The organism is Psychrobacillus sp. NPDC093180 (assembly GCF_044754065.1).
Lineage (GTDB): Bacteria > Bacillota > Bacilli > Bacillales_A > Planococcaceae > Psychrobacillus.
In genome coordinates, this window is record NZ_JBIVOJ010000001.1 from 313,735 (window position 1) to 338,227 (window position 24,493).

Below are 24,493 nucleotides of genomic sequence, written 5' to 3' on the forward strand. Positions count from 1 at the left end.
AGGAGTTACTGTATTATGAAAGTGTTGCTTCAACGATGTCGAAATGCCAGTGTTACTGTGGATGGACAAGTGACGGGAAAAATAGATCTTGGATATGTATTATTAGTAGGCATTACGGCAACGGATAGTGAAAAAGAAATAAATTATTTAGTAGATAAGATCGCTGGCTTGCGTTTATACGAAGATGATGAAGGCAAGATGAATCATTCTATCGTAGAAGTAGGAGGCTCAATTCTTTCTGTTTCCCAATTTACATTATATGCGGATACACGAAAGGGTAGAAGACCGAGCTTTATAGAAGCAGCCCGCCCAGAAATAGCGAAACCATTGTGGGAACTGTTTAATGCGAAGCTTCGTGATAAAGGGTTCACTGTGGAAACAGGTGTTTTTGGCGCAATGATGGATGTAACGCTCACAAACGATGGCCCAGTGACTATTATGTTGGAAGTATGATTGAGAGCTAAGTATCCAAAGTCAAAATATTAATGCAGGTAGCTTAAGTAGGTTTTTGGAGTACTTTGGATTTGAATGTTTAGTTAGTACTATTACCGAGATATTTAAATACGATGGGGCGCTAGCTAGGCTAGCGCCCCATCGTATTTTTCGGTAATACTATTACTAACATTCCTCCGTCGTACTGCTAAACCTAGTAATCAAAATGCTAAAGCTTTATGCTAATCAGAGAATAGATTACCTTCTTATACATTAAAAAGCAGCCAAAGATGCAATTTTGGCTGCTCATCACTTCTTAATTAGTTTATCGCTTACTATTTTCAAAAAAATAAGAAGAGACTTCCTGTTATAAAAGTAAATGTGCAAGCTACATACCATCTTCACAGGCTAATTTAGAAGAGCTTCTACGCTAATTTTCCACTCTTAGTAAAAGAGAATATGCTCCAAAATAGGTAGCAGTAAATGTATAGAGAAGACTCGAGTGCCCGAAATTGTATCTTCGGGCACTTATATTATTGGTAGGAAAGTATCTTTTTACTAATTATCCAAAAAGGTTTTAATCTTATTCTCATAGTTGAAGGAGGGGGAAGAACAGATAATCGCCATAAGATTACCGAAAAAAGAGAAGCTACTTGTGACTTTAGTCACGAGTAGCTTCTCTAGAAAATCGCTCGGTAATAATATAGTGACTAGTCTGCTCGAAGCCCACCAGAAACGAGGGAATCAAGCTTTAACCTTGATATGTCACTTACACTTTCTTAATCTAACTCATTATCAAAATAGTTAATAATTCCATTATAAATTCCATGTGTTGCTTGATCTCTAAATTGTTTAGTTGTGACATTTCGTTCTTCGGTAGGATTACTCAAATATCCTAGCTCTATTAAAACTGCATTTTGCTTGTTTTCACGTAAAACTAAATAATTCCCTGGTTGTATTCCTCGATCTTTAAGCGTAATCATATTACCTAAGCCAGCATGTACGTATTCCGCTAGTCTCTTTTGATAACCGTGCATATAATACGTCGTATATCCACGGACTGTACTATTTTCCACCGCATCATAATGTAAACTAATAAATGCATCTGCGCCTGCTTGGTGACCTATGGAAACACGTTTTCGCAGATCAACGTATACATCCGATTGTCTTGTCATAATGACGTTAGCACCAGCTGCTTGTAATTTAGATGAAAGCAATTCTGCTGTTAACAATGTTATATCCTTTTCATCTGTTCCAAGAGCTCCTGTAGTACCACGGTCATTACCTCCATGGCCTGGATCAATTACAATGGACAAGCCTTTTAATGTACCTTTTTTTCTAGGTTTCTTTTTTTCTTGTACTGGTAGATCTGTAGTTACAACAGAATTTGATGACGAAACTAACCAGCTTGCTACATAGGCTATTGATTGGTTCTCCAAAATGACTTTATACCAGTCGTTTACTTTGTCAGTTACTTCAAATGTTTCACCGGCATCTACTCGCTTTACTACAGCACTATTTGTCGAGCTGTCTGAGCGTAGATTAGTTCCATTATATAAAATGGTGATCGTATTAGTTGGTGCGGTAGATGTAGTGGAACTCGGCTCACTTAAAAATGTACCATAAAAACTGTATATCCATCCGATTTTTCCATTGTCTAATTCTACCTTTACCCAATTATGATCCGTATCAAGTACTTCGAATTGAGCTCCTCTAGCCACTTTTCCAATTTGTTTAGAGGATAGGTCCGCTTTTGCCCGAACATTTAATATATCAACTGATACAACAAAAAGCTTCTCCGAAGATTTAGTGTGAGAGCTCGTATTTTCTTTTGACGATTGGTCGGCAATTGTAATATATGCTGTGTTTACCCAGCCTTTTCTACCTTGAAAATCGATTTCAATCCATTCACCCTCTGATTTATAGGCAGGGGTTTGATCTCCCTCGCTAAGCTGCCCGATAACTGCAGAGGAGGTAGATGGTTCGGTTCGTACATTTAAGCGATTTACTTTAGAAACGATTTGTTTATTTGTCATTTCAATTGCTTCGCTTGATGTATACCAACTGGCAACCCAACCAGTTGTGGATCCGTATTTAACTTGAATCCAATCATTTTCTTTGTCGATCACAACTAGTTTGTCACTTTTTGTAACGGCACCAATTGTATCGTATGTAAGTCCTGGGCCTGATCGAACTTTCAACGAAGGAACATTTACGGTTACTTCGTTTTCTTGAGCATCTACTGAAATAGTTGGTATTAGTAGAATGACAGCAAGGATTAAAATGGTCATTTTTTGCACTATTTTATCTTTCATTGAATCACTCCCACTACCATTGTAAATATTCTGATATAAAATTTCTACCTTTTCTTCAAAAGGGTTGACTTATTTCCCTTACGTTATTAAGATAAAGTATAATTAAAAACTAAAACAAACCGATGACCGAAAAAGTAACTGTTTAAAACGGATGGTAAGAGAAGGGAAGACGTGGCTGAAATCTTTCCTACAAACGAACTCAGTGAACAACATTCGAGAGGATTTTTGTCGAAAGAGATTTTCTTTAGTAGGCAAAAACGGAGCTGGCCGTTATCCAGAGTTGAGAGGGTCAGTTTTTTTGACCAACTAGGGTGGAACCGCGGAAGCTTATATAAGCTCTCGTCCCTTGCTATATGCAAGGGATGAGAGCTTTTTTGTCTTTATTTCAACAGATGTCCAAACACCTGTCGAATAAAGACAAATTGAAAAAGAAAGGGGCAACAGCCATGGATATTAAAGTGCCAAGAGGAACACAAGACATTTTGCCTTCTGAAACAGCAAAATGGCAAGTGGTAGAAGATTTAATAAGAGAAACTTGCCGTATGTATCAATATAAAGAAATTAGAACACCTATTTTCGAACATACGGAACTATTTACAAGAAGTGTTGGAGATACCACAGATATCGTCCAAAAAGAAATGTATACGTTCCAAGATCGTGGGGATCGCTCCCTTACGCTTCGTCCAGAAGGTACAGCATCTGCAGTTCGTGCATTTGTTGAGCATAAAATGTTCGGATACCCAGACCAACCAGTGAAGTTATATTATATGGGTCCTATGTTCCGCTATGAAAGACAACAAGCAGGACGCTACCGTCAATTTGTTCAATTTGGAATCGAAGCAATCGGAAGTGCAGACCCAGCAATTGATGCTGAGGTAATTTCACTTGCGATGTCCGTTTATCAAAAAGCTGGCTTGAAAAAGCTGAAGCTTGTTATTAATTCGCTTGGTGACACAGAAAGTAGAGTTGCCCACAAAGAAGCATTAGTAAATCATTTTGAACCGCATATTGCAGAATTTTGTTCGGATTGTCAAAATAGATTGCAAAAAAATCCACTTCGTATTTTAGATTGTAAAGTAGATCGGAATCACCCATTAATGGCAACTGCTCCTTCATTAACCGATTATTTAAACGAAGAATCTGCTGCCTATTTTGAAAAGGTAAAAGAATATTTGACACTTTTAAATATTCCGTTTGAAGTAGATCCTAACTTAGTTCGTGGATTGGATTATTATAATCACACTGCTTTTGAGATTATGAGTGCAGCTGAAGGCTTTGGCGCAATTACAACACTTGCAGGTGGTGGAAGATATAACGGGCTAGTGGAAGAGCTTGGGGGACCAGCTTCACCAGGTATCGGATTTGCGATGAGTATTGAACGATTATTACTTGCGATCAATGCAGAAAATAATCAATGGGCGAATCTATCTTCTTTAGATGTATATGTAATTGGTATGGGGGAAGCAGCAAAGAAAAAAGCAGTCGAGCTCACCTATGAATTACGTCAAAATAATATCACCGCAGAGATGGATTATTTAGACAGAAAAATAAAAACACAAATGAAATCAGCAGATCGTCTAAAAGCAAAATTAGTGCTTGTTATCGGCGATGATGAACTTGAAAAACAAAGTGCCATGTTAAAAGTTTTGGCTACAGGAGATCAGCAACTTGTACCGTTTAGTGCTTTGATTGAACAAGTACAAAGTAATATATTTACCCAAGTGGAGGCAGAAGAACAATGAACAGAACGCATACAAGTGGACAGTTAAATGAACAGCATATTGGAGAGTCCGTCCAGTTAATCGGATGGGTACAAAAACGAAGAGATTTAGGAGGATTAATATTTGTAGATGTTCGCGATCGCTCAGGACTGGTGCAAGTTGTATTTAATCCAGAGATTTCAGAAGCAGCAATTCAAGTTGCAGAAAAACTTCGCAATGAATACATCATCCAAGTAAAAGGGACAGTTATTGCCCGCGCAGAAAACCAAGTGAATCCAAATATTCCTTCTGGTGCAATTGAAATACATGCGCAAGAAATTGAAATAATCAACGAAGCGAAAACTCCACCATTTGCAATCGAAAACAATACAGATGCTGGAGAAGATGTTCGTTTAAAATATCGTTATTTAGATTTAAGAAGACCGGCTATGTATGACACATTTAAAATGCGTTCTGACATTACAAAAACGGTAAGACGCTTCCTAGATGATGAAGGATTTTTAGAAGTAGAAACACCAATTTTAACGAAATCCACACCAGAAGGAGCACGTGACTATTTAGTGCCTAGTCGTGTGCATAATGGAGAGTTTTATGCATTACCGCAGTCTCCTCAATTATTCAAGCAATTGTTAATGGTAGGTGGATTTGAACGTTATTATCAAATTGCAAGATGTTTCCGTGATGAAGATTTACGTGCAGACCGTCAGCCTGAATTTACACAAATCGATATGGAAATGAGTTTCTTATCGATGGATGAAATTTTAGAGATGAACGAGCGCATGATGAAAAAAATCATGAAAGAAGTGAAAGGTATAGATGTGACAATTCCTTTTGCGCGTATGGATTATGATGAAGCTATGGCTCGTTATGGATCGGATAAACCAGATGTACGTTTTGGTTTAGAGTTAGTAGATTTATCAGAAAATGTAAAAGATAGCGCATTTAAAGTATTTGCTTCTGCAGTTGAAACTGGCGGACAAGTAAAAGCGATTAATGTAAAAGGAGCAGCAGCTAATTATTCACGCAAAGATATCGATGCGTTAGGTGAATTCGCTTCTGTTTATGGCGCAAAAGGTCTTGCTTGGTTAAAAGTGGACGAAGAAGGGCTTAAAGGACCTATCGCTAAGTTTTTCGAAGGGGAAGCAGCATCTAGCTTGATTCAAACATTGGAAGCCTCTGCAGGAGATTTATTGCTATTTGTAGCTGATAAAAAATCAGTTGTAGCAGATGCTTTAGGTGCACTTCGTTTAAAATTAGGAAAAGATTTAGGATTGATTGATGAAAACAGCTTTGAATTTTTATGGGTTGTGAACTGGCCATTGTTTGAATACGATGAAAAAGAAGGGCGTTACTACGCTGCACACCATCCATTCACACGTCCATTCGACGAAGATCTTCCTTTAATGGATACTGATCCAAGCAAAGTGCGTGCACAAGCATACGACTTAGTATTAAATGGCTATGAGCTTGGTGGCGGATCGTTACGTATTTATTCGAGAGAGGTTCAAGAGAAGATGTTTGAAATTCTTGGATTCTCAGAGGAAGAAGCAAAAGCACAATTTGGCTTCTTAATGGAAGCTTTTGAATATGGTACACCTCCTCATGGTGGAGTGGCATTCGGTTTAGACCGTGTAGTTATGTTGCTTTCTGGTAGCACAAACTTACGTGATACTATTGCTTTCCCGAAAACAGCAAGCGCTAGTGATTTATTAACACAAGCACCAAGTCCAGTAGCACAAGCGCAACTGGAAGAATTAAGTTTAAAAATAAGTAGCACACAATGATTTTCGTAAGAAATATGAAAAAAGTCATGAAATGCATCATTCAGAATAGTTAGAAAATAACATGATAAAATGATTGATGTTTCATAAATCGTATGCTATTATACAAGTAATACGAATCCTGATGTGTTCGCAACATGCAATCAGTTTTGACCGAACAATTTCTATCGTCGGGAGTCTAACTTTTATTATGAATGACATGCCCTATCTAAGGGACGTCAAAATTAATAAAGAGGACACCCACCTGCTGAGTGCGGGTTCAAAACGATACGCTTTATATTGTCGGCACGATTGGGATTCGTCCTAGATTACTAATGTCCCTCTAGCAATTGTTGCTGGAGGGTTTTTGTTGGGGCTAAAACCAACTAATTTGATACAGATGGAGTGTTTATATGTTACATCAATTTTCTAGAAATGAATTATCAGTAGGAAAAGAAGGCGTAGATTTAATCAGAAACACGACTGTCGCTATTTTAGGTGTCGGTGGGGTAGGCTCTTTTGCGGCAGAAGCATGTGCGCGAAGCGGAGTCGGTCGAATTATTCTAGTGGACAAGGATAATGTAGATATTACAAATATTAATCGTCAATTAGTAGCCTATATGTCAACAATCGGTCGTTCAAAATCAGCTGTGATGAAAGAACGAATTGCTGATATTAATCCAGAATGTGAAGTAATTGATATGCATATGTTTTATACAGAAGAAACGTATGAACAGTTCTTTGCGATGGATATAGATTATGTTATTGATGCATCTGATACTATTATTTATAAAGTACACTTGATGAAAGAATGTTTAAAACGTGGCATTAAAATTATTTCGAGTATGGGAGCTGCTAATAAAACAGATCCTACACGTTTCCAAATTGCCGATATTTCCAAAACACACACAGATCCTATTGCAAGAGTGATCCGTACGAAATTACGCAAAGAAGATCATATTACAAAAGGTATTCCAGTCGTGTTTTCCGATGAAAGTCCAATTGTTGTACGTGAAGATGTCGTTGGAACAGTAGGAAAACCAGATGCGGCGATCCGCAAAGCGAAAATGCCACCATCTTCCAATGCTTTTGTTCCATCTACAGTAGGCCTAATATGCGCTAGCTGGGTAATCAATGATATTACAAAAGAAATTCCTATTAATCGAGTAAAGTAATTAGTTGCAGTTTTTTCCTTTTCCCTTATACTAAAATTATTACATTGAGGAATGAGAGGGATAGATTATGACAGAATCGACTAATCAAGAAGCACCTAAAAAGAAAATGTCTTTGCAAGAAGCAGTGAAACAAAAGCTAGAAGCGAAGAAAAACCAAGCGAGTGGTGGCAAAGCCCAAGCAAATGGCAAGTCGGCTAACCAAAAAGCAAAAAGCCAAATGACGAAAAAAGTAAGCAATACACGCCGTAAAATGGGTGTGTAATCGTCTATCCAAAAAGCATCGCATGAGAAACATCTCATGCGGTGCTTTTTTTGTGAGAAATTCAGTTAGTTGGAATAATTTTAGTTTTAGTTGGAAAATGGAGCTGTTTAGTTGGAAAAAACATCGCTTTAGTTGTAAAAAAAGCATATTTAGTTGTAATATCCATTTTAATGGAAATTTAATGACATATCCTGTCATAGATAGAGTGAAATCAGTCATAATAAAAAGCTTCTTGTGAGCTGTTTTTTTTTTGAGAAAAACCTGGTTAGTTGGAATAATTATAGTTTTAGTTGGAAAATAGAACTGTTTAGTTGGAAAAAACATCGCTTTAGTTGTAAAAAAAGCATACTTAGTTGTAAAATCCATTTTTATGGAAGAATCCATGTTGCCTTCGATATATCTTCGCTGACCCTGAGTACGCACTCAATCCAACCAAAATTATATTCTAAGAAAAAATCCAAATTAAAAACCCAGATTAACATGAATCTGGGTTTAGTCACTATTTTTCTGTTTTAAACTTTTCTAAACGATTATAGATAGCAGCTAACCGTTTTTCTTCGCCTGCTTCAACCGGTTCATAAAATTTTGTGCCGACTAAATTATCTGGTAAATATGTTTGGTTTACCCAACCACCGAAAGTGCCGATTTTATGGTCATGCGGATATATATAGCCACCGTGTCCAAGCTCTGCTGCTCCGGCGTAATGGGTATCCTTTAAATGTTTTGGTATTTCCCCAGTTTTCCCAGCGTGAATGCTTGCGATTGCGGAATCGAGGGCTGAATACGCTGAATTGGATTTCTCTGATAAACACATAAGTACAACAGCATTTGCTAATGGGATGCGAGCTTCTGGTAATCCAAGTCTCTCTGCTGACTGAATTGCTGCGAGAACTTGTGGACCCACGGAAGGATTTGCAAGACCAATATCTTCGTAGCTCATAACGAGCAACCTTCTAGAAACTGCAACTAAATCTCCGTTTTCAAGTAAATGAGCTAGATAATATAGCGCTGCATCCGTGTCGCTTCCTCGAACCGATTTTTGTAAAGCGGATAATAAATTATAGAAATGTGATCCTTTTTTATCACCAAAAACTCCGACTCGGTCCACTAAGCTGTTCAATATACTATCTTCAACTTTTGTCACACCATCTTCTTCAAAGCTTGCAAAAATAGTGGATTCTAATAAAGTTAATGCTTTTCTAGCATCTCCATTGGCGGCGTCCGCTATTTTTTTTCGTTGTTCGTCAGTAATGGCAATGACCATTTTTCCTAACCCTTTATCCTTATCAAGCAAAGCTCGCTCTAAAAGCTTGTCCACATCTTCGGTTGTAAGCCGTTTTAGCTGTTTAATTTCCCCACAGCGTGAGCGGATCGCGGGGTTCACATCATGAAATGGATTTTCGGTAGTAGCCCCAATTAAAATAATCGATCCATTTTCTACATGTGGAAGAAGGGTATCCTGTTGCAATTTATTGAATCTGTGAATTTCATCTAAAAATAAAATCACTTTGCCGCTAATTCGTGCATCTGCTACAACCTCTTCTACATCTTTTTTCCCGGCTTTCGTTGCATTGAGAGCGACAAAAGGTAGCTTTGTTGTACCCGCAATCGCAAAAGCTAGCGAAGTTTTTCCTACCCCAGGATCTCCATATAAAAGCATAGAAGGGACGTGACCATTTTTTATCATTTTATATAAAGCAGTATCTTTTCCGATAACATGCTGCTGTCCTGCAATTTCATCAATCGTTTGCGGTCTCATACGATATGCTAAAGGTTCGTTGCTCAAAACAATCTCTCCTCGTTCAAACATCTGTTCTTTAATTATAGCGAAGTTTCTTGGAAAAGTCATTTTGAATTCGCTCTAGCCCTTAGTTATGCTATACTTATGAAAGTATTTTCTTAAAATTAATGAGGTGGAATATATTGAAATTTTCAACAAAAGGACGATATGGATTAACGATTATGGTCGCTTTAGGAAAACAGTATGGTGAGGGACCGATCGCGCTTCGACAAATTGCAGCAGAGTATAATTTATCCGAGGCATATTTAGAGCAAATCGTTTCTCCATTGCGAAATGCAGGACTTGTTAAAAGTGTGCGAGGTGCTTACGGTGGATATATGCTATCCAGTAAGCCAAACGAGATTACTGCTGGTGATGTTATTCGCGTTTTGGAAGGACCGATTCAAATAGTAGAAGGTATTGAAGAGGAAGAACCACCACAACGCGAACTATGGATGCGTATACGAGACGCAGTAAAAAATGTACTTGATACAACGACAATAGAAGATTTGGCAAAATATACAGAAGATAACCCAGATGATACTGGATACATGTTTTATATTTAAGGAGTCTTACAAATGACTAGAATTTATTTAGATCATGCTGCTACTTCCCCAATGGCGGAGGAAGTTATACAAACATTTACAACAGAACTAAACGAAGAGTATGGAAATGCATCAAGCATTCACCAAACAGGTAGAAACGCACGAAAAAAATTAGACCAATCACGTAATGTTTTTGCAGCTAGTATCGGTGCTCATGAAACAGAAATTACGGTAACAAGCGGCGGGACAGAAGCGGATAACTACGCTTTATTTGGTACTGCGTACGCTCGTAAAAACGAAGGTAAGCATATTATTACAACGCAAATTGAACATCATGCAGTGCTGCATGCTTGTGAGCAATTAGAACGTGAAGGATTTGAAGTAACGTATTTACCAGTGAATAAAGAAGGAGTCATCGATATCAATGACTTGAAAAATTCGCTGCGAGAGGATACTATTTTAGTTTCTGTTATGTATGCGAATAATGAGGTAGGTGTGATTCAACCAATTCAAGCAATTGGAGAATTATTAAAAGATCATCCTGCTTATTTTCATACAGATGCAGTACAAGCATACGGTAGTTTTGAAATAGATGTGCATGCATTACATATCGATTTGCTAAGTGTGTCTAGTCATAAGATTAACGGACCAAAAGGAATAGGATTTTTATATGCACGTAAAGGAATCTTATTAAAACCTTTGTTTTATGGTGGGCAACAAGAACGAAAAAAACGTGCAGGAACTGAAAATATTCCGGCGGTAGTAGCTTTTGCAAAAGCAGTTGAACTAAAGCAAGCAAATTTACAAGAAAGCATTACCCGAAATGTTCAGTTGAAACAAGCCTTCCTAAAGCAACTCGAAAGTAATGGTGTTCAGTTCACAGTAAACGGTCCACAGGAAAATGTGTTACCGCATGTATTGAATATTAGCATCCCGAAAACGGATGTAGAAACATTTTTAGTACAACTTGATTTAGCTGGAATCGATGCGTCGAGTGGTTCTGCATGTACTGCTGGTTCTATCGATCCATCCCATGTTTTAGTAGCTATGTACGGGGAGAACACCCCGGAGTTACGTAACTCTGTCCGCTTTAGTTTTGGTATAAATAATACAGAGCAGCAAGTAATCGAAGCTGCAAATAAAATAAGTAAAATTATTCAATAAATTGAATGATTGAAATGAGTGATTAAAAGTGAAAAAAATAGAAGATACACGAGTAGTGATCGGAATGTCCGGTGGAGTGGACTCATCCGTTGCTGCTTATTTATTGAAAGAACAAGGATATGACGTTATCGGTATTTTCATGAAAAACTGGGATGATACCGATGAATTTGGTGTTTGTACTGCTACCGATGACTATGAAGATGTTATTAAAGTGTGCAACCAAATTGGAATTCCTTACTACGCGGTGAATTTTGAAAAACAATATTGGGATAAAGTATTTACGTATTTCTTAGAAGAGTACAAAGCGGGAAGAACACCAAATCCGGACGTTATGTGCAACAAAGAAATTAAATTCAAAGCGTTTTTAGAGCATGCATTAGCATTAGGTGCTGACTATTTAGCGACTGGGCACTACGCTCAAGTTGAAGTACGTGATGGACAAACTCGTATGCTACGCGGTAAAGACAATAACAAAGATCAAACCTATTTCTTAAACCAATTAAACCAAGAGCAATTAGAAAAAGTTATGTTCCCAATTGGCCATTTAGAAAAGAAAAAAGTTCGAGAAATTGCATTAGAGCAAGGTTTAGCAACTGCAACGAAAAAAGATTCTACTGGTATTTGTTTTATCGGAGAAAGAAACTTTAAAGAATTTTTAGGTCAATACTTACCAGCCCAAAAAGGTGTTATGGAAACAATGGATGGTAAACAAATGGGGCATCATGATGGATTGATGTACTATACGATTGGACAGCGTCATGGTTTAGGCATTGGTGGCTCTGGAGACCCTTGGTTTGTTATTGGAAAAGATTTAGAACGAAATGTATTATTAGTAGGTCAAAATATAAATAATGATGCACTTTTTTCTACAAGTTTAACTGCAACTAATCTATCGTTTACAACGACAATAGAAAAACCAACTTCCTTTAATTGCACAGCAAAATTCCGTTACCGTCAAGAAGATGTTGGCGTTCATGTAGAGTTACTTTCGGAAGATAGAGTACTTGTAACATTTGACCAACCAGTTCGCGCAATTACACCAGGACAAGCGGTTGTATTTTATCAAGGTGATGAATGCCTAGGTGGAGCAACGATTGATGAAGTGTTTAAGGATGGATTGAAATTGGACTACGTCGGGTAACTGGAGGTTTTAACATGAATTACAATGAATTAGGCATTCAAGCAATACAAGAAGAAAATTATGAAAAAGCAGTAGAATTATTTACAAAGGCGATCGAAGAAAATCCGAACGAAGCCATTGGTTATATAAATTTCGGAAATCTGCTTTCTTCTATGAATGAGAATGATCGGGCGGAGCGATTTTTCCAAAAAGCAATTACGCTAGATGAACACGCTGCAACTGCCTATTATAGTCTAGCAAATTTATACTATAATGCGGACCGTTTCGAGGAAGCTGCAAAGCTTTATGAAAAAGCTATTGCAAATGGAATTGAAGGAGCAGATGCATACTTTATGCTAGGGAAAAGCTTTGAAAAAGAAGGACATACGAAGCTTTCCTTGCCATATTTACAACGTGCTTATGAACTTGCACCAGATGATATTCAAGTTGCTCTTTCCTATGGTATAGCATTAGCAAGTATGGAAATGTTTGAGCAAGCAGAACCTATTTTTAAGATGATTTTAACTCAAGATGCAGAAAATGCAGATGCACATTATAATTTAGGTGTATTATATGCTGTTTCTACTACAGATACAGACGCTGCTCTACATCATTTGAAACAAGCATTCACAATCCAACCAACTTATGATCAAGCACGCTATGTGTACGACATGATTTCATTACGCAATTAATCGAACAGTTAAAACCCCGGAGGCGATAGTATGACAAACGAAATGAACAATGAGAAACAGTTTATATCTGGTCGTCCTATCGTCTCTATTTTTCATAACCCTCAAAACCTATTTTCCATTATCAAATTAAAAATAAAATCCACTAATACTACATATACCGATAAGGAAATAATCGTCACTGGTTATTTTCCTTCACTTGTTCTAGAAGAAGCTTATAAATTTACTGGATTTATCAAAAATCATCCAAAGTACGGTGTGCAATTCCAAGTAGAGACCTTTCAAAAAGAAGTACCTGCAACCGAGCAAGGTATTGTCCATTATTTATCGAGTGATATGTTTCCTGGAATTGGGCGGAAAACGGCTGAAACGATCGTGAAAAAACTCGGACCAAATGCGATCAATAAAATATTGGACGATCCACAAGCATTAGATGTGATTCCGCGCCTTGCTGAAGAGAAAAAACTAACGCTACGATCCGTTTTAGAACAAAACCTAGGGTTAGAAAAAGTAATGATCCAGCTAAACGAATGGGGTTTTGGACCTCAAATTGCGATGAAAATATATCAAGCATATCGGGAAGAGACGATTACTGTTTTAACAAAAAATCCATACCGTTTAATAGAAGAAGTAGAAGGTGTGGGATTTGTTCGTGCGGATGAGCTTGGCTATAAATTAGGTATTCAAGGAAACCACCCGGACCGTATTAAAGCGGCTATTTATCATTTATTGCAAACCGCTTCTTTAAGTGAGGGGCATGTCTTTTTATATGCGGAGCAGTTATTAGAATCAGTGAAAAAGTTATTAGAAACCGCTCAAAGAGAAGAAATACCGTTTGAAGCGATTTCCAAGTGTTGCATTGAACTTGCCGAAGAAAGCCGGATTGCTGGGGAAGTGAATCGGTTTTATATTCCTTCTCTTTATTACTCGGAAGTTGGAATTGCTTCTAAAATTGAAACGCTGCTTGGTGAAAATGACACACATCAAAAATTTCCACTAGCCGAGATGAAAAAGCATTTAGGCGGGATAGAGGAACGGCTAGGTGTTCAGTATGCTGCTACTCAAGTTAAAGCAATTGAAACGGCTTTAAATGCTAGTATGACGTTATTAACAGGGGGACCGGGTACTGGGAAAACAACGGTAGTCCGAGGAATCGTTGAATTGTACGGGGAACTTCATGGACTTTCACTCGATCCAAAAGAATGGGCAAAAGACAAAAAACCCTTCCCTGTTGTATTGGCTGCACCAACCGGTAGGGCTGCAAAACGGTTGAGTGAGTCCACAGGATTACCAGCCATGACTATTCACCGACTGCTAGGATTTACAGGTCAAGAAGATGACGATGCAGAAGGAAATGAAATTGAAGGTAAGCTCATCATTATTGATGAGACATCCATGCTCGACACATGGCTCGGACATCAATTATTAAAAGCGATTCCAAAAGATGCCCAAGTGATTTTTGTAGGAGACCAAGATCAGTTGCCTCCTGTTGGACCCGGGCAAGTGCTAAAAGATTTACTTGCTTCTAAACGAATACCAACTGTTGAACTAATAGATATTTATCGCCAATCTGAAGGGTCTTCCATCATTGAATTGGCCCATGATATGAAAAAAGGTACGGTTCCGCAAACTCTATTGGATAAAACGAGAGACCGTTCATTTATCAAGGCTTCGACGGAACAAATACCGAAAGTCGTAGAACAGGTATTGAAAAGTGCTTTATCTAAAGGCCATTCTATCCGGGATATCCAAGTTCTAGCTCCGATGTATAGAGGCCCTGCTGGTATTGATGCCTTAAATAAAATGATGCAAGAAATGGTCAATCCAAATCCTGATGGCAAACGAAAAGAAATGATCTTTGGTGAAACAATTTACCGAATCGGTGATAAAGTGCTTCAACTTGTCAATCAGCCGGAAAGTAATGTGTTTAACGGAGATATGGGAGAAGTCGTGAGTATTTTCAAAGCTGCGGAGACCGTTGAAAAAAAAGAAATGCTCGTTGTTTCTTTTGATGGTACGGAAGTGACGTATGAAAAAAATGACTTGAACCAAATTACTTTAGCCTATTGCTGTTCCGTGCATAAATCCCAGGGGAGTGAATTTCAAACCGTTATTATGCCAGTGACGAGAACTTATATGAAAATGCTCCGTCGCAACCTTTTGTATACAGGAATAACGAGGGCAAAAAATTTCTTGATACTATGCGGGGACCCGCAAACTTTTAAATATGGGGTTGAGCGGACAGATGACTTGCAGCGTCTAACAACGCTGAAAGACCGCTTGGTTGGCAGTGAAGAAGAACCGGTAGAGGAAGCAGAACATACCTTGCCAGAAGAAACTTTAGAAGACACGACTCTTCTAACTGCCGATAACTATCATTTGATTGATCCACTAATTGGCATGAAAGGAATAACACCTTATCAATTTATGGAGGCAGACAATTGACATTGAGACAATTGTTTCTTATAATCAATTGCATATAACGAAAATGTTGACGGAGAAAGTACTATTATTACCTGACTAGAGAGGGATTCCAAGGCTGGAAGAATCCCCAGTGCATAATAACTAGGAAAGCTACTCTTGAGTGCAGTTAAAACCTGCCGTATTGCTGCGTTAAAGCTTCTTTAAGAGACATATTTGGCTACAAGCTAATATGTAACTAGGGTGGTACCGCGAAATAATAGCTTTCGTCCCTTTTTGGGATGAGGGCTTTTTTTATTTCAAAAATTTAGGAGGAATTAAGATGAAACAATTAACAGGCGCTCAAATCAGACAAATGTATTTAGACTTTTTTATCGAAAAAGGACATACGCAAGAGCCATCTGCCCCACTAGTACCGATTAACGATCCGTCTTTACTTTGGATTAATAGTGGAGTTGCAACATTAAAAAAATATTTTGATGGTCGTGTTGTACCAGAGAATCCACGTATTACAAATGCACAAAAATCGATTCGTACAAATGACATTGAAAATGTTGGGAAAACGGCAAGACATCATACATTCTTCGAAATGCTCGGTAACTTCTCCATTGGTGAATACTTTAAAAGAGAAGCAATTGAATGGGCATGGGAATTCTTAACGGATGAAAAATGGATTGCTTTTGAACCAGAAAAATTATCGATCACGGTTCATCCTGAAGATGAAGAGGCATATAATATTTGGAAAAATGAAATTGGTATTCCGGAAGAAAGAATTATTCGACTTGAAGGTAACTTCTGGGATATCGGAGAAGGTCCAAGTGGTCCGAACTCCGAAATTTTCTACGATCGTGGAGAAAGCTACGGTAATGACGAAAATGATCCGGAGTTATATCCAGGCGGAGAAAATGAACGTTATTTAGAAATTTGGAACTTGGTATTTTCTGAATTCAACCACAATCCAGATCATACGTACACTCCACTGCCAAAACAAAACATTGATACTGGTATGGGTCTGGAACGTATGGCAAGTGTTGTACAAGACGTTCCTACAAACTTTGATACTGATTTGTTTATCCCAATTATTCGCCAAACAGAAAGCATTGCTGGAAAAACATATCGCTCGAACGCTGAAGATGATGTAGCGTTTAAAGTAATTGCAGACCATGTTCGTACAGTTGCTTTTGCAATTGGAGATGGTGCCCTTCCATCCAATGAAGGTAGAGGTTATGTGCTTAGAAGATTACTTCGCCGCGCGGTACGTTTTGCAAAACAACTTGGTATCGAGAAACCATTTTTATATGAGCTTGTACCAGTTGTCGGAGAAATAATGCAAAGCTTTTATCCGGAAGTGTCTGCGAAAAAAGATTTTATCATGCGTGTTATGAAGACAGAGGAAGAGCGATTCCATGAAACACTTCATGACGGTTTAACAATTTTAGAAAAAGTAATTGAAGAGCAACGTGCAAAAGGGGAGTCATTTATCCCTGGGACAACTACTTTTACCCTATATGATACGTACGGCTTCCCAATTGAATTGACGGAAGAATACGCAGAAGAAGCAAATATGACCGTAGACCACGAAGGATTCCAAACAGAAATGGAAGCGCAACGATCTCGTGCTCGTGCTGCTCGTCAAAATGTCGATTCTATGCAAGTTCAATCAGAAGTATATAGCAATCTTCATGATGAAAGTAAATTTGTTGGTTATGAGACGTTGACTGTATCAACTAAAGTTTCATCGATTATTCTTGGACAAGCATTGGTGAAATCGGCTAGTGAAGGCGATGAAGTACAGGTTATCTTAACGCAAACTCCATTCTATGCTGAAAGTGGTGGACAAATTGCGGACCATGGAGCAATAGAAAATGAGTCTTTTAGAGGATTTGTAAAAGATGTACAAAAAGCTCCGAATGGACAAAACCTGCATACGGTAGTAATTGAATCGGGTGAGATAAATACAGATACAACTGTAATGGCAAGTGTAGATACTTCCTTACGTGGTCATACGATTAAAAATCACTCTGCAACACATTTATTGCATCAAGCGCTAAAAGATGTTTTAGGAACTCATGTAAACCAAGCGGGTTCTTATGTTGGTCCTGATCGTTTACGCTTTGACTTTTCTCATTTTGGACAAGTAACAAAAGAAGAGCTTGAGAAAATTGAACGTATAGTAAACGAAAAAGTGTGGGATAATATCCCGGTAGTTACTGGATACCATAATATCGATGATGCGAAGAAAATGGGCGCAATGGCATTATTCGGTGAAAAATACGGTGATATAGTTCGAGTTGTACAAATGGGATCATTCTCTCTAGAGCTGTGCGGAGGAGTTCACGTACAAAACACTTCTGAAATCGGATTCTTCAAAATCCTATCAGAAAGTGGAATTGGAGCAGGTACACGACGTATTGAAGCTGTTACTGGTAAAGGTGCTTACGAGTTTGTTAAAGAAGAAGAACATGTACTTGAAGAAGCAGCAAGCTTATTGAAAGCTCAACCAAAAGATTTTGTTTCTAAAGTAGCACAAACATTACAAGAACTTAAAAATACACAAAAAGAAAATGAATCACTTTCTGCAAAAATTGCTAATAGCCAAGCAGCTTCTGTATTATCTTCTGCTCAAACGATAAACGATGTTACCGTTTTATCCGTAAAAGTAGAGGCAAAAGACAACAATCAGCTACGTCAAATGATGGATGATTTAAAACAAAAACTTGATAAAGCGGTTATCGTCCTTGGAGCAATCGATGGGGAAAAAGTAATGATTTCTGCTGGAGTGACGAAAGATTTAGTAGGTGGGAACTATCATGCTGGAAATATCGTCAAACTAGTAGCAGAACAATGTGGTGGTAAAGGCGGCGGTCGACCTGACTTCGCAATGGCTGGTGCAAAAGACGGTAGTAAACTAGAGTCAGCTTTAAATTCTGTTTACGAATATATGAAATCTATCTAAAGAAATTAGGTATATTTGATACTATTTCCAATTTCGGTTATACTGAAAATATTAGATAAGTAAAGTTGCCTACTAAAATCGAAAGCGAGGTGCTGATCATGAGTTCATTTGATAAAACGATGAAATTTAATTTTCCTGAAGAATCGATGGAACAGGAAGTCAAACATGTGATGCTACAAGTGCACTCTGCACTAGAAGAAAAAGGGTATAATTCTATCAATCAAATTGTAGGCTATCTACTATCTGGTGATCCAGCTTATATTCCTCGCCATCAAGATGCGCGTAATATGATTCGAAAACTAGAACGTGACGAGATTTTAGAGGAATTAGTAAAATTTTATATTAAAAGAAATAATGAGGCTTAAAAATGCGAATTATGGGTTTGGACGTCGGTTCCAGAACAGTTGGCGTTGCGATAAGTGACGCAATGGGTTGGACGGCACAAGGTATTGAAACCATCAAAATTAACGAAGATGAACTAAATTTTGGTTTAGACCGTATTGATGAGTTGGTAAAGCAACATGAGGTGAAAGAATTTGTTGTTGGTTTCCCCAAAAACATGAATAACACTATTGGTCCCCGGGCGGAAGCATCTGAACGTTATGCGAAGCTACTAACCGATAAATACCATTTTCCAGTTACAATGTGGGATGAAAGATTGACAACAATGGCTGCAGAACGTATGTTAATAGATGCAGATGTTAGCCGTAAAAAACGGAAACAAGTAATTGACAAGATGGCCGCTGTAATGATTTTACAAGGCTATCTTGACAGAAAAAACAGATGAGGTGACTGCAATGGATCATGGTCAAGAAAATATTACAGTAGTAGATGAAAATGGTAATGAGCAGCTTTGCAATGTACTATTCACATTTGAATCAGAAGAATTCGGAAAATCGTATGTACTTTATTATCCAGTAGGTGCTGAAGAAGATGAAGAAGAAGAAATCGAAATTCACGCATCTTCATTCACTCCGAACGAAGCAGGCGAAGATGGAGATTTACTTCCAGTAGAAACGGATGCTGAATGGGATATGATCGAAGAGATGTTAAATACATTTTTAGCTGAAGAAGACGAAGATTAATCATCCAAAAAGGAAGGAAAGAGGCTCTCCTCGTTCCTCCTTTTTCTTTTTGGTCATTATCTAGTATAATGAATTGGAATAAGGGGGGAAACCCGTGGGAAACGAATCAAAAAAAGAGATAATGTTTGATCGGATGAAAAAAAAGAAAAAAGAAGTGAAACTTGTCAGAAGAATAGTGTTGGCCATTGTACTTTTTCTTCTTATTGTAGGTGGAATCGGTGGATTTATTGCTTATAGTTATGTGAAAAGTGCATTAGAGCCAATGGATCCAGCTTCAGAAGAACAAGTGGAAGTCGACATACCAATTGGTTCTGGTTTAGATACAATTGCCGCAACACTAGAATCGAATGGGATTATTAAAAATGCAAAAATATTTAAATACTATGCCAAGTTCAATAACGAATCTAATTTTCAAGCCGGAAAGTATAACTTAACAAAAGCGATGACGTTAGATGAAATTATCAAAAGTTTGAAAAATGGTAAAGTATATAGGGAACCGTTGTTTACTTTGACAATTCCAGAAGGTCTTACATTAGAACAGATAGGACAAGTAGTCGAAAAGAAAACTGGAAAATCTGCTGATGAATTTTTTAAGCTTGTAACCAGCGATGAATTTGTCGATAGAATGATGGTCAAGTACCCAAATCTCCTCTCTGCTGAGATTAAAGGAGAAAATGTTCGGTATGCATTAGAAGGATATTTATATCCTGCAACTTACCCTTTTTTCGAAGAGGATCCATCATTGGAAGTAATAGCCGATACAATGATTGCAAATACAGAAAAAACGGTATCAGCCTATTATGATCTCTTGCAAGCAGAGGAAAAAACAGTGCACTGGTTATTGACATTTGCTTCACTGCTAGAAGAAGAAGCTACTGCACAAACGGATAGAGAAACAATTGCAAGCGTCTTTTATAATCGACTGGAAATAGATATGCCATTGCAAACGGATCCGACCGTTTTATATGCATTAGGTAGTCATAAAGATCGTGTATTATTTGAAGATTTGGAAGTGGATAACCCGTACAATACATATCAGAATGTAGGTTTGCCACCGGGTCCAATAGCGAATGCAGGAAAATCATCTATTGAAGCAGCTTTAAATCCAACAGATACTGATTATTTTTATTTCCTTGCTGACAAGGAAGGACAAAATCACTTTTCCGAAACGTATGAACAACATCTTCAAAAAATAGACCAATATTTAAAATAATATGCCGCAGGAGAAGGAATGATGTCGCATTCCTTCTCCTGCTATGCTATTATAAGAGATGTTTTTGACATAAGAAATGCGGATGCGCCTATGGTAGGGATACAGTCCAAGTTCGCGATATCGTGTAACTACGGATGTATGACCTGCATACTGCTGTCACTTAACAGGTAAGGCGCTGGAGCTAGACAGTTACTAGATAAAAAAGTATACGCTTTCTTATCTAATTTAAAAGGGGTTAGCTAGTAATGAACGTAAGTGATGAATTTTTAAAAGACTTGATCAAACCTCGCTCCGCTATTTTTATGGAGATGGAGCAATATGCAAAAGAAAACCATGTGCCAATAATGCAGTTAGTTGGGATGGAATCCTTACTACAACTTCTTTCCTTGCAAAAACCGACATCGATTTTAGAGCTAGGGACTGCAATTGGCTACTCGTCTATGCGAATGGCAACGAAGCTAACAGAAGTAACAATTGTAACAGTAGAACGAGATGAGCAAAAAGCAGAACTTGCAGAAAGCTATATAGAGCGTGCAAATTTGCAAAATCGTATACAAGTTATCATTGGGGACGCTTTAGAAATTTCACAAGAGCAGTTGGCTGACCAAACATTTGATGCAATTTTCATCGACGCTGCCAAAGGACAATATAAAAACTTTTTTGAGAAGTACGCTCCATTGCTAAATGATGGTGGCGTTATTTATTGTGATAATTTATTGTTAAACGGCTTATCCGAATTACCGATGAGCGAAGTCCCAAGAAGAAAAAGAACAATGGTACGAAACCAGCATCAATTTATGGAGTGGCTGATGAATCATCCAGATTATGATACGGCATTCTTCCCAGTCGGAGATGGAATGTTAGTAAGTATTAAGAGGTGATAAGATGAAGAAGACAGAGCTATTAGTAACTCCCGCTAGTTTGGAACATTTGGCTGAGTTGATCACCGTTGGGGCAGATGCATTTTTAATTGGCGAGCAGTTTTATGGTTTGCGCTTAGCTGGAGAATTTACAATAGAGGACATTAAAGTTGCAAGAAAACGCACAAAAGAACATAATAAGAAATTATATGTGGCGGTAAACGGGTTATTTCATAATGACAAAGTGGATGCCCTTGCGCCTTACATGCAAAAACTACAGGAAATCGGTGTGGATGGTATAACATTTGGAGATTCTGCTGTTATTATTGCAAGACGTGAAGCAGGAGTTACTATTCCGTTGCACTGGAGTACCGAACAAACGGCAACAAACTATTTTACTGCTAATTATTGGGGCAAGCGTGGGGCAAACCGCGCTGTTTTAGCGCGTGAGCTGAGCTTAGAAGAAATAGTAGAGATAAAAGAAAATGCTGATGTACAAATAGAAGTACAAATTCACGGAATGACGTGTATGTTCCAATCGAAACGTTCGTTACTAGGCAATTACTTTTTGTTCCAAGATAAAGCGATGGAAATAGAAAATCGTTCTAACAATAAAAACATGTTTTTACATGATAAAGAAAGAGCGAATAAGTATCCGATTTTCGAAGACCAAAATGGTACCCATATATTTAGCCCAAATGATATATGTATGATTGATGAGCTGGACGAACTTTTAGATGCGGAAGTAGATAGTTTGAAAATAGATGGGATTTTAAACGATCCATCTTATGTAACAGCTATTACAGGCTATTACCGTCAAGCAATAGATGCGTACTATGATTCTGCCGCTAACTATAAAAAGATTAAAAAAGAATTGTTCAACCAAATTAACGAAATACAACCTCCACTCAGACCATTAGACACTGGTTTCTTCTTTAAAGAGACGGTCTATTAAGAAAGGAAGGTTATAAGTGACGGTTACTAAATTAGACGATATAAGTGAGCTAGTAGACGGCAAACGCGTTATTATTAAAAAACCAGAGTTACTAGCACCTGCAGGAAGCTTGGAAAAACTGAAAATTGCTGTTCATTATGGGGCTGATGCTGTATTTATCGGTGGTCAAGAATTTGGATTACGTTCAAACGCAGGAAATTTCTCGATTGAGGAAATGCGGGAAGGTGTCGAATTTGCAAACCGATATGGGGCAAAAATATACGTAACGACTAATATATTTGCACATAATGAAAATATGGCTGGGCTAGAAAGCTATTTGCAAGCTGTAGAAGATGCCGGTGTAACTGGAATCATAGTAGCAGATCCATTAATTATTGAAACTTGTCGTACTTTTGCTCCTAAGCTAGAGTTGCATTTAAGTACACAACAATCATTATCCAACTGGAAGGCTGTTCAATATTGGAAAGAAGAAGGCCTTCATCGGGTAGTGCTTGCCCGTGAAACGACTGGCGATGAAATTCAACTAATGAAAGAAAAAGTGGATATTAAAATTGAAACTTTTGTACATGGGGCTATGTGTATTGCGTATAGCGGTAGATGTACGCTTTCTAATCATATGACGGCCCGCGATTCTAACCGTGGTGGCTGCTGTCAATCATGTCGTTGGGATTATGATTTATATGAACAAAACAATGGGGAAGAACTCCCGTTATTTGAAGAAAAAGATATTCCATTTGCGATGAGTCCAAAAGATTTAAAGCTGCTCGAATCCATACCAAGAATGATTGAGATGGGGATAGACTCATTAAAAGTCGAAGGGCGTATGAAATCCATCCACTATATTGCGACAGTTGTCAGTGTTTATCGAAAAGTAATCGATGCATATTGTGCGGATCCAGAAAACTTTGTGATGAAACAAGCATGGCTAACAGAGCTTGAGAAATGTGCAAACCGTGAAACGGATACAGCGTTTTTTGAAGGTGAACCTAGTTTTGAACAGCAAATGTACGGTGTGCACGATAAAAAACTCGGTTACGATTTTGTAGGACTCGTGTTAGAATATGACGAGGAAACGCAAATAGTAACGCTTCAACAGCGAAATTATTTTAAGCCGGGTGATGAAGTTGAGTTTTTTGGACCCGAAATTGAAAACGTTCGAATAAAGATAGATGAAATAACGAATAAAAAAGGACAAGTGTTAGATGCAGCAAGACATCCTTTAGAAATAGTACAGTTTAAATGTCCTGTTAAATTGTACCCAAATAACATGATGAGAAAGGGGCTAAAATAATGTCAAGTCGAACTCCTCTTATCATAGGAATCACTGGCGGTTCTGGTTCTGGGAAAACGAGTGTAACAAATGCAATAAGTGATGTATTCAAAGACCATTCCGTTGTCGTGATCGAACAAGATTATTATTATAAAGACCAAAGCCATTTAAAATTTGAAGAACGTTTAAATACAAACTATGATCACCCACTTGCGTTTGATAATGATTTGCTTATTGAACATATTCATGACTTGTTAAACAATAAGGCAATCGAAAAACCGGTGTATGATTATGCGCAGCATACGCGTTCTACTGAAACAATTACAATAGAGCCAAAAGATGTAATCATCCTAGAAGGAATATTAGTGTTAGAAGATGAGCGTCTTCGTAATTTAATGAACATCAAATTATTTGTCGATACGGATTCAGATTTACGTATTATTCGCCGTATTTTGCGCGATATCCACGAAAGAGGTCGTACAGTTGAATCGGTAGTGGAACAATATCTCACGGTCGTTCGTCCAATGCATAACCAATTTATAGAGCCAACTAAAAAATATGCAGATATCATTATTCCTGAAGGCGGACAAAATGAAGTGGCAATAGATTTAATGGTTACAAAAATAAAAACAATTCTTGAAACTGACGTTATTGTATAATATGATGATTGGTGATTGACAATAATTTCATGAAATTCATATCATTTTAAAGTTCGGCATATGAATGGTACATGAACATGTTTTAAGTGTGTATTTAAAGGAGTGTATGGG

The 24,493-nt window shown here is 37.8% G+C and carries 21 protein-coding genes, 1 other RNA gene and 2 other annotated features; of the genes, 20 read left to right on the forward strand and 2 right to left on the reverse strand.

Annotated features, from left to right (window positions below; translation table 11 throughout):
- The first annotated feature begins 15 nt into the window (after nucleotides 1-15).
- A complete protein-coding gene (gene dtd / locus ACIP9W_RS01600) occupies nucleotides 16-453 on the forward strand; it encodes a D-aminoacyl-tRNA deacylase (protein WP_400785383.1) in 438 nt (145 codons plus the stop codon).
- A 758-nt stretch (nucleotides 454-1,211) separates the two neighbouring features.
- Here dtd and ACIP9W_RS01605 read toward each other — a convergent pair.
- Nucleotides 1,212-2,747, reverse strand: a complete 1,536-nt coding sequence (locus tag ACIP9W_RS01605; RefSeq protein ID WP_400785385.1) for an N-acetylmuramoyl-L-alanine amidase family protein — start codon at nucleotides 2,745-2,747, stop codon at nucleotides 1,212-1,214.
- Between the two features lie 113 nt (nucleotides 2,748-2,860).
- Nucleotides 2,861-3,097 (forward strand) — a binding site (T-box leader).
- Between the two features lie 96 nt (nucleotides 3,098-3,193).
- On the opposite strand from ACIP9W_RS01605, the gene hisS reads away from it, so the two are divergent.
- The 5 genes from hisS to ACIP9W_RS01630 all read left to right on the forward strand — a co-directional run bounded on the left by hisS (nucleotide 3,194) and on the right by ACIP9W_RS01630 (nucleotide 7,665).
- Nucleotides 3,194-4,489, forward strand: a complete 1,296-nt coding sequence (hisS, locus tag ACIP9W_RS01610) for a histidine--tRNA ligase (protein WP_400785943.1) — start codon at nucleotides 3,194-3,196, stop codon at nucleotides 4,487-4,489.
- Nucleotides 4,486-6,252 carry an aspartate--tRNA ligase gene (gene aspS / locus ACIP9W_RS01615; protein ID WP_400785387.1) on the forward strand — a complete coding sequence of 589 codons (1,767 nt, stop codon included), beginning with the start codon at nucleotides 4,486-4,488 and terminating at the stop codon, nucleotides 6,250-6,252. The genes hisS and aspS overlap by 4 nt, the downstream gene beginning before the upstream one ends.
- A gap of 112 nt (nucleotides 6,253-6,364) precedes the next feature.
- A non-coding RNA gene (gene ssrS / locus ACIP9W_RS01620) (6S RNA) lies at nucleotides 6,365-6,551 on the forward strand.
- A gap of 90 nt (nucleotides 6,552-6,641) precedes the next feature.
- Nucleotides 6,642-7,403 (forward strand): tRNA threonylcarbamoyladenosine dehydratase, encoded by a 762-nt coding sequence (locus tag ACIP9W_RS01625; RefSeq protein WP_142538238.1) that lies wholly within the window; start codon nucleotides 6,642-6,644, stop codon nucleotides 7,401-7,403.
- A gap of 67 nt (nucleotides 7,404-7,470) precedes the next feature.
- Nucleotides 7,471-7,665 carry a hypothetical protein gene (locus tag ACIP9W_RS01630; protein WP_400785389.1) on the forward strand — a complete coding sequence of 65 codons (195 nt, stop codon included), beginning with the start codon at nucleotides 7,471-7,473 and terminating at the stop codon, nucleotides 7,663-7,665.
- Between the two features lie 499 nt (nucleotides 7,666-8,164).
- On the opposite strand, the gene ACIP9W_RS01635 is transcribed toward ACIP9W_RS01630, so the two are convergent.
- On the reverse strand, nucleotides 8,165-9,451 hold the full coding sequence (locus ACIP9W_RS01635) for a replication-associated recombination protein A (protein WP_400785391.1): 1,287 nt from the start codon (nucleotides 9,449-9,451) through the stop codon (nucleotides 8,165-8,167).
- A 137-nt stretch (nucleotides 9,452-9,588) separates the two neighbouring features.
- Between ACIP9W_RS01635 and cymR the strand changes: the two genes are divergently transcribed.
- The 14 genes from cymR (at nucleotide 9,589) to udk (ending at nucleotide 24,382) form a co-directional block, all read left to right on the forward strand.
- On the forward strand, nucleotides 9,589-10,011 hold the full coding sequence (gene cymR / locus ACIP9W_RS01640) for a cysteine metabolism transcriptional regulator CymR (protein WP_400785393.1): 423 nt from the start codon (nucleotides 9,589-9,591) through the stop codon (nucleotides 10,009-10,011).
- A 12-nt stretch (nucleotides 10,012-10,023) separates the two neighbouring features.
- Nucleotides 10,024-11,154, forward strand: coding sequence for a cysteine desulfurase family protein (locus ACIP9W_RS01645; protein WP_400785395.1), 1,131 nt, complete (start codon nucleotides 10,024-10,026; stop codon nucleotides 11,152-11,154).
- Nucleotides 11,155-11,182: 28 nt separating this feature from the next.
- Nucleotides 11,183-12,295, forward strand: coding sequence for a tRNA 2-thiouridine(34) synthase MnmA (gene mnmA, locus ACIP9W_RS01650; protein WP_282243638.1), 1,113 nt, complete (start codon nucleotides 11,183-11,185; stop codon nucleotides 12,293-12,295).
- Nucleotides 12,296-12,309: 14 nt separating this feature from the next.
- Nucleotides 12,310-12,966, forward strand: coding sequence for a tetratricopeptide repeat protein (locus ACIP9W_RS01655; protein ID WP_400785397.1), 657 nt, complete (start codon nucleotides 12,310-12,312; stop codon nucleotides 12,964-12,966).
- A gap of 30 nt (nucleotides 12,967-12,996) precedes the next feature.
- The gene (gene recD2, locus ACIP9W_RS01660; RefSeq protein WP_400785399.1) at nucleotides 12,997-15,408 is read left to right on the forward strand and encodes an SF1B family DNA helicase RecD2; all 2,412 of its coding nucleotides are present in this window, start codon (nucleotides 12,997-12,999) and stop codon (nucleotides 15,406-15,408) included.
- A 37-nt stretch (nucleotides 15,409-15,445) separates the two neighbouring features.
- Nucleotides 15,446-15,661: a binding site (T-box leader), on the forward strand.
- Nucleotides 15,662-15,706: 45 nt separating this feature from the next.
- A complete protein-coding gene (gene alaS, locus ACIP9W_RS01665) occupies nucleotides 15,707-18,340 on the forward strand; it encodes an alanine--tRNA ligase (protein ID WP_400785401.1) in 2,634 nt (877 codons plus the stop codon).
- Nucleotides 18,341-18,438: 98 nt separating this feature from the next.
- Nucleotides 18,439-18,705 (forward strand): IreB family regulatory phosphoprotein, encoded by a 267-nt coding sequence (locus ACIP9W_RS01670; protein ID WP_093266172.1) that lies wholly within the window; start codon nucleotides 18,439-18,441, stop codon nucleotides 18,703-18,705.
- Nucleotides 18,706-18,707: 2 nt separating this feature from the next.
- The gene (ruvX, locus tag ACIP9W_RS01675) at nucleotides 18,708-19,127 is read left to right on the forward strand and encodes a Holliday junction resolvase RuvX (RefSeq protein WP_142538247.1); all 420 of its coding nucleotides are present in this window, start codon (nucleotides 18,708-18,710) and stop codon (nucleotides 19,125-19,127) included.
- 10 nt (nucleotides 19,128-19,137) lie between these two features.
- The gene (locus ACIP9W_RS01680) at nucleotides 19,138-19,425 is read left to right on the forward strand and encodes a DUF1292 domain-containing protein (RefSeq protein ID WP_142538248.1); all 288 of its coding nucleotides are present in this window, start codon (nucleotides 19,138-19,140) and stop codon (nucleotides 19,423-19,425) included.
- A 94-nt stretch (nucleotides 19,426-19,519) separates the two neighbouring features.
- On the forward strand, nucleotides 19,520-20,638 hold the full coding sequence (mltG, locus tag ACIP9W_RS01685) for an endolytic transglycosylase MltG (RefSeq protein ID WP_400785404.1): 1,119 nt from the start codon (nucleotides 19,520-19,522) through the stop codon (nucleotides 20,636-20,638).
- Nucleotides 20,639-20,883: 245 nt separating this feature from the next.
- Nucleotides 20,884-21,519, forward strand: coding sequence for an O-methyltransferase (locus ACIP9W_RS01690; protein WP_400785406.1), 636 nt, complete (start codon nucleotides 20,884-20,886; stop codon nucleotides 21,517-21,519).
- 4 nt (nucleotides 21,520-21,523) lie between these two features.
- The gene (locus ACIP9W_RS01695) at nucleotides 21,524-22,453 is read left to right on the forward strand and encodes a peptidase U32 family protein (RefSeq protein ID WP_400785408.1); all 930 of its coding nucleotides are present in this window, start codon (nucleotides 21,524-21,526) and stop codon (nucleotides 22,451-22,453) included.
- Between the two features lie 16 nt (nucleotides 22,454-22,469).
- A complete protein-coding gene (locus ACIP9W_RS01700; protein WP_400785410.1) occupies nucleotides 22,470-23,744 on the forward strand; it encodes a peptidase U32 family protein in 1,275 nt (424 codons plus the stop codon).
- Nucleotides 23,744-24,382 carry a uridine kinase gene (udk, locus tag ACIP9W_RS01705; RefSeq protein ID WP_282243623.1) on the forward strand — a complete coding sequence of 213 codons (639 nt, stop codon included), beginning with the start codon at nucleotides 23,744-23,746 and terminating at the stop codon, nucleotides 24,380-24,382. Before ACIP9W_RS01700 ends, udk begins: the two co-directional genes overlap by 1 nt.
- The last annotated feature ends 111 nt before the right edge of the window (nucleotides 24,383-24,493 follow it).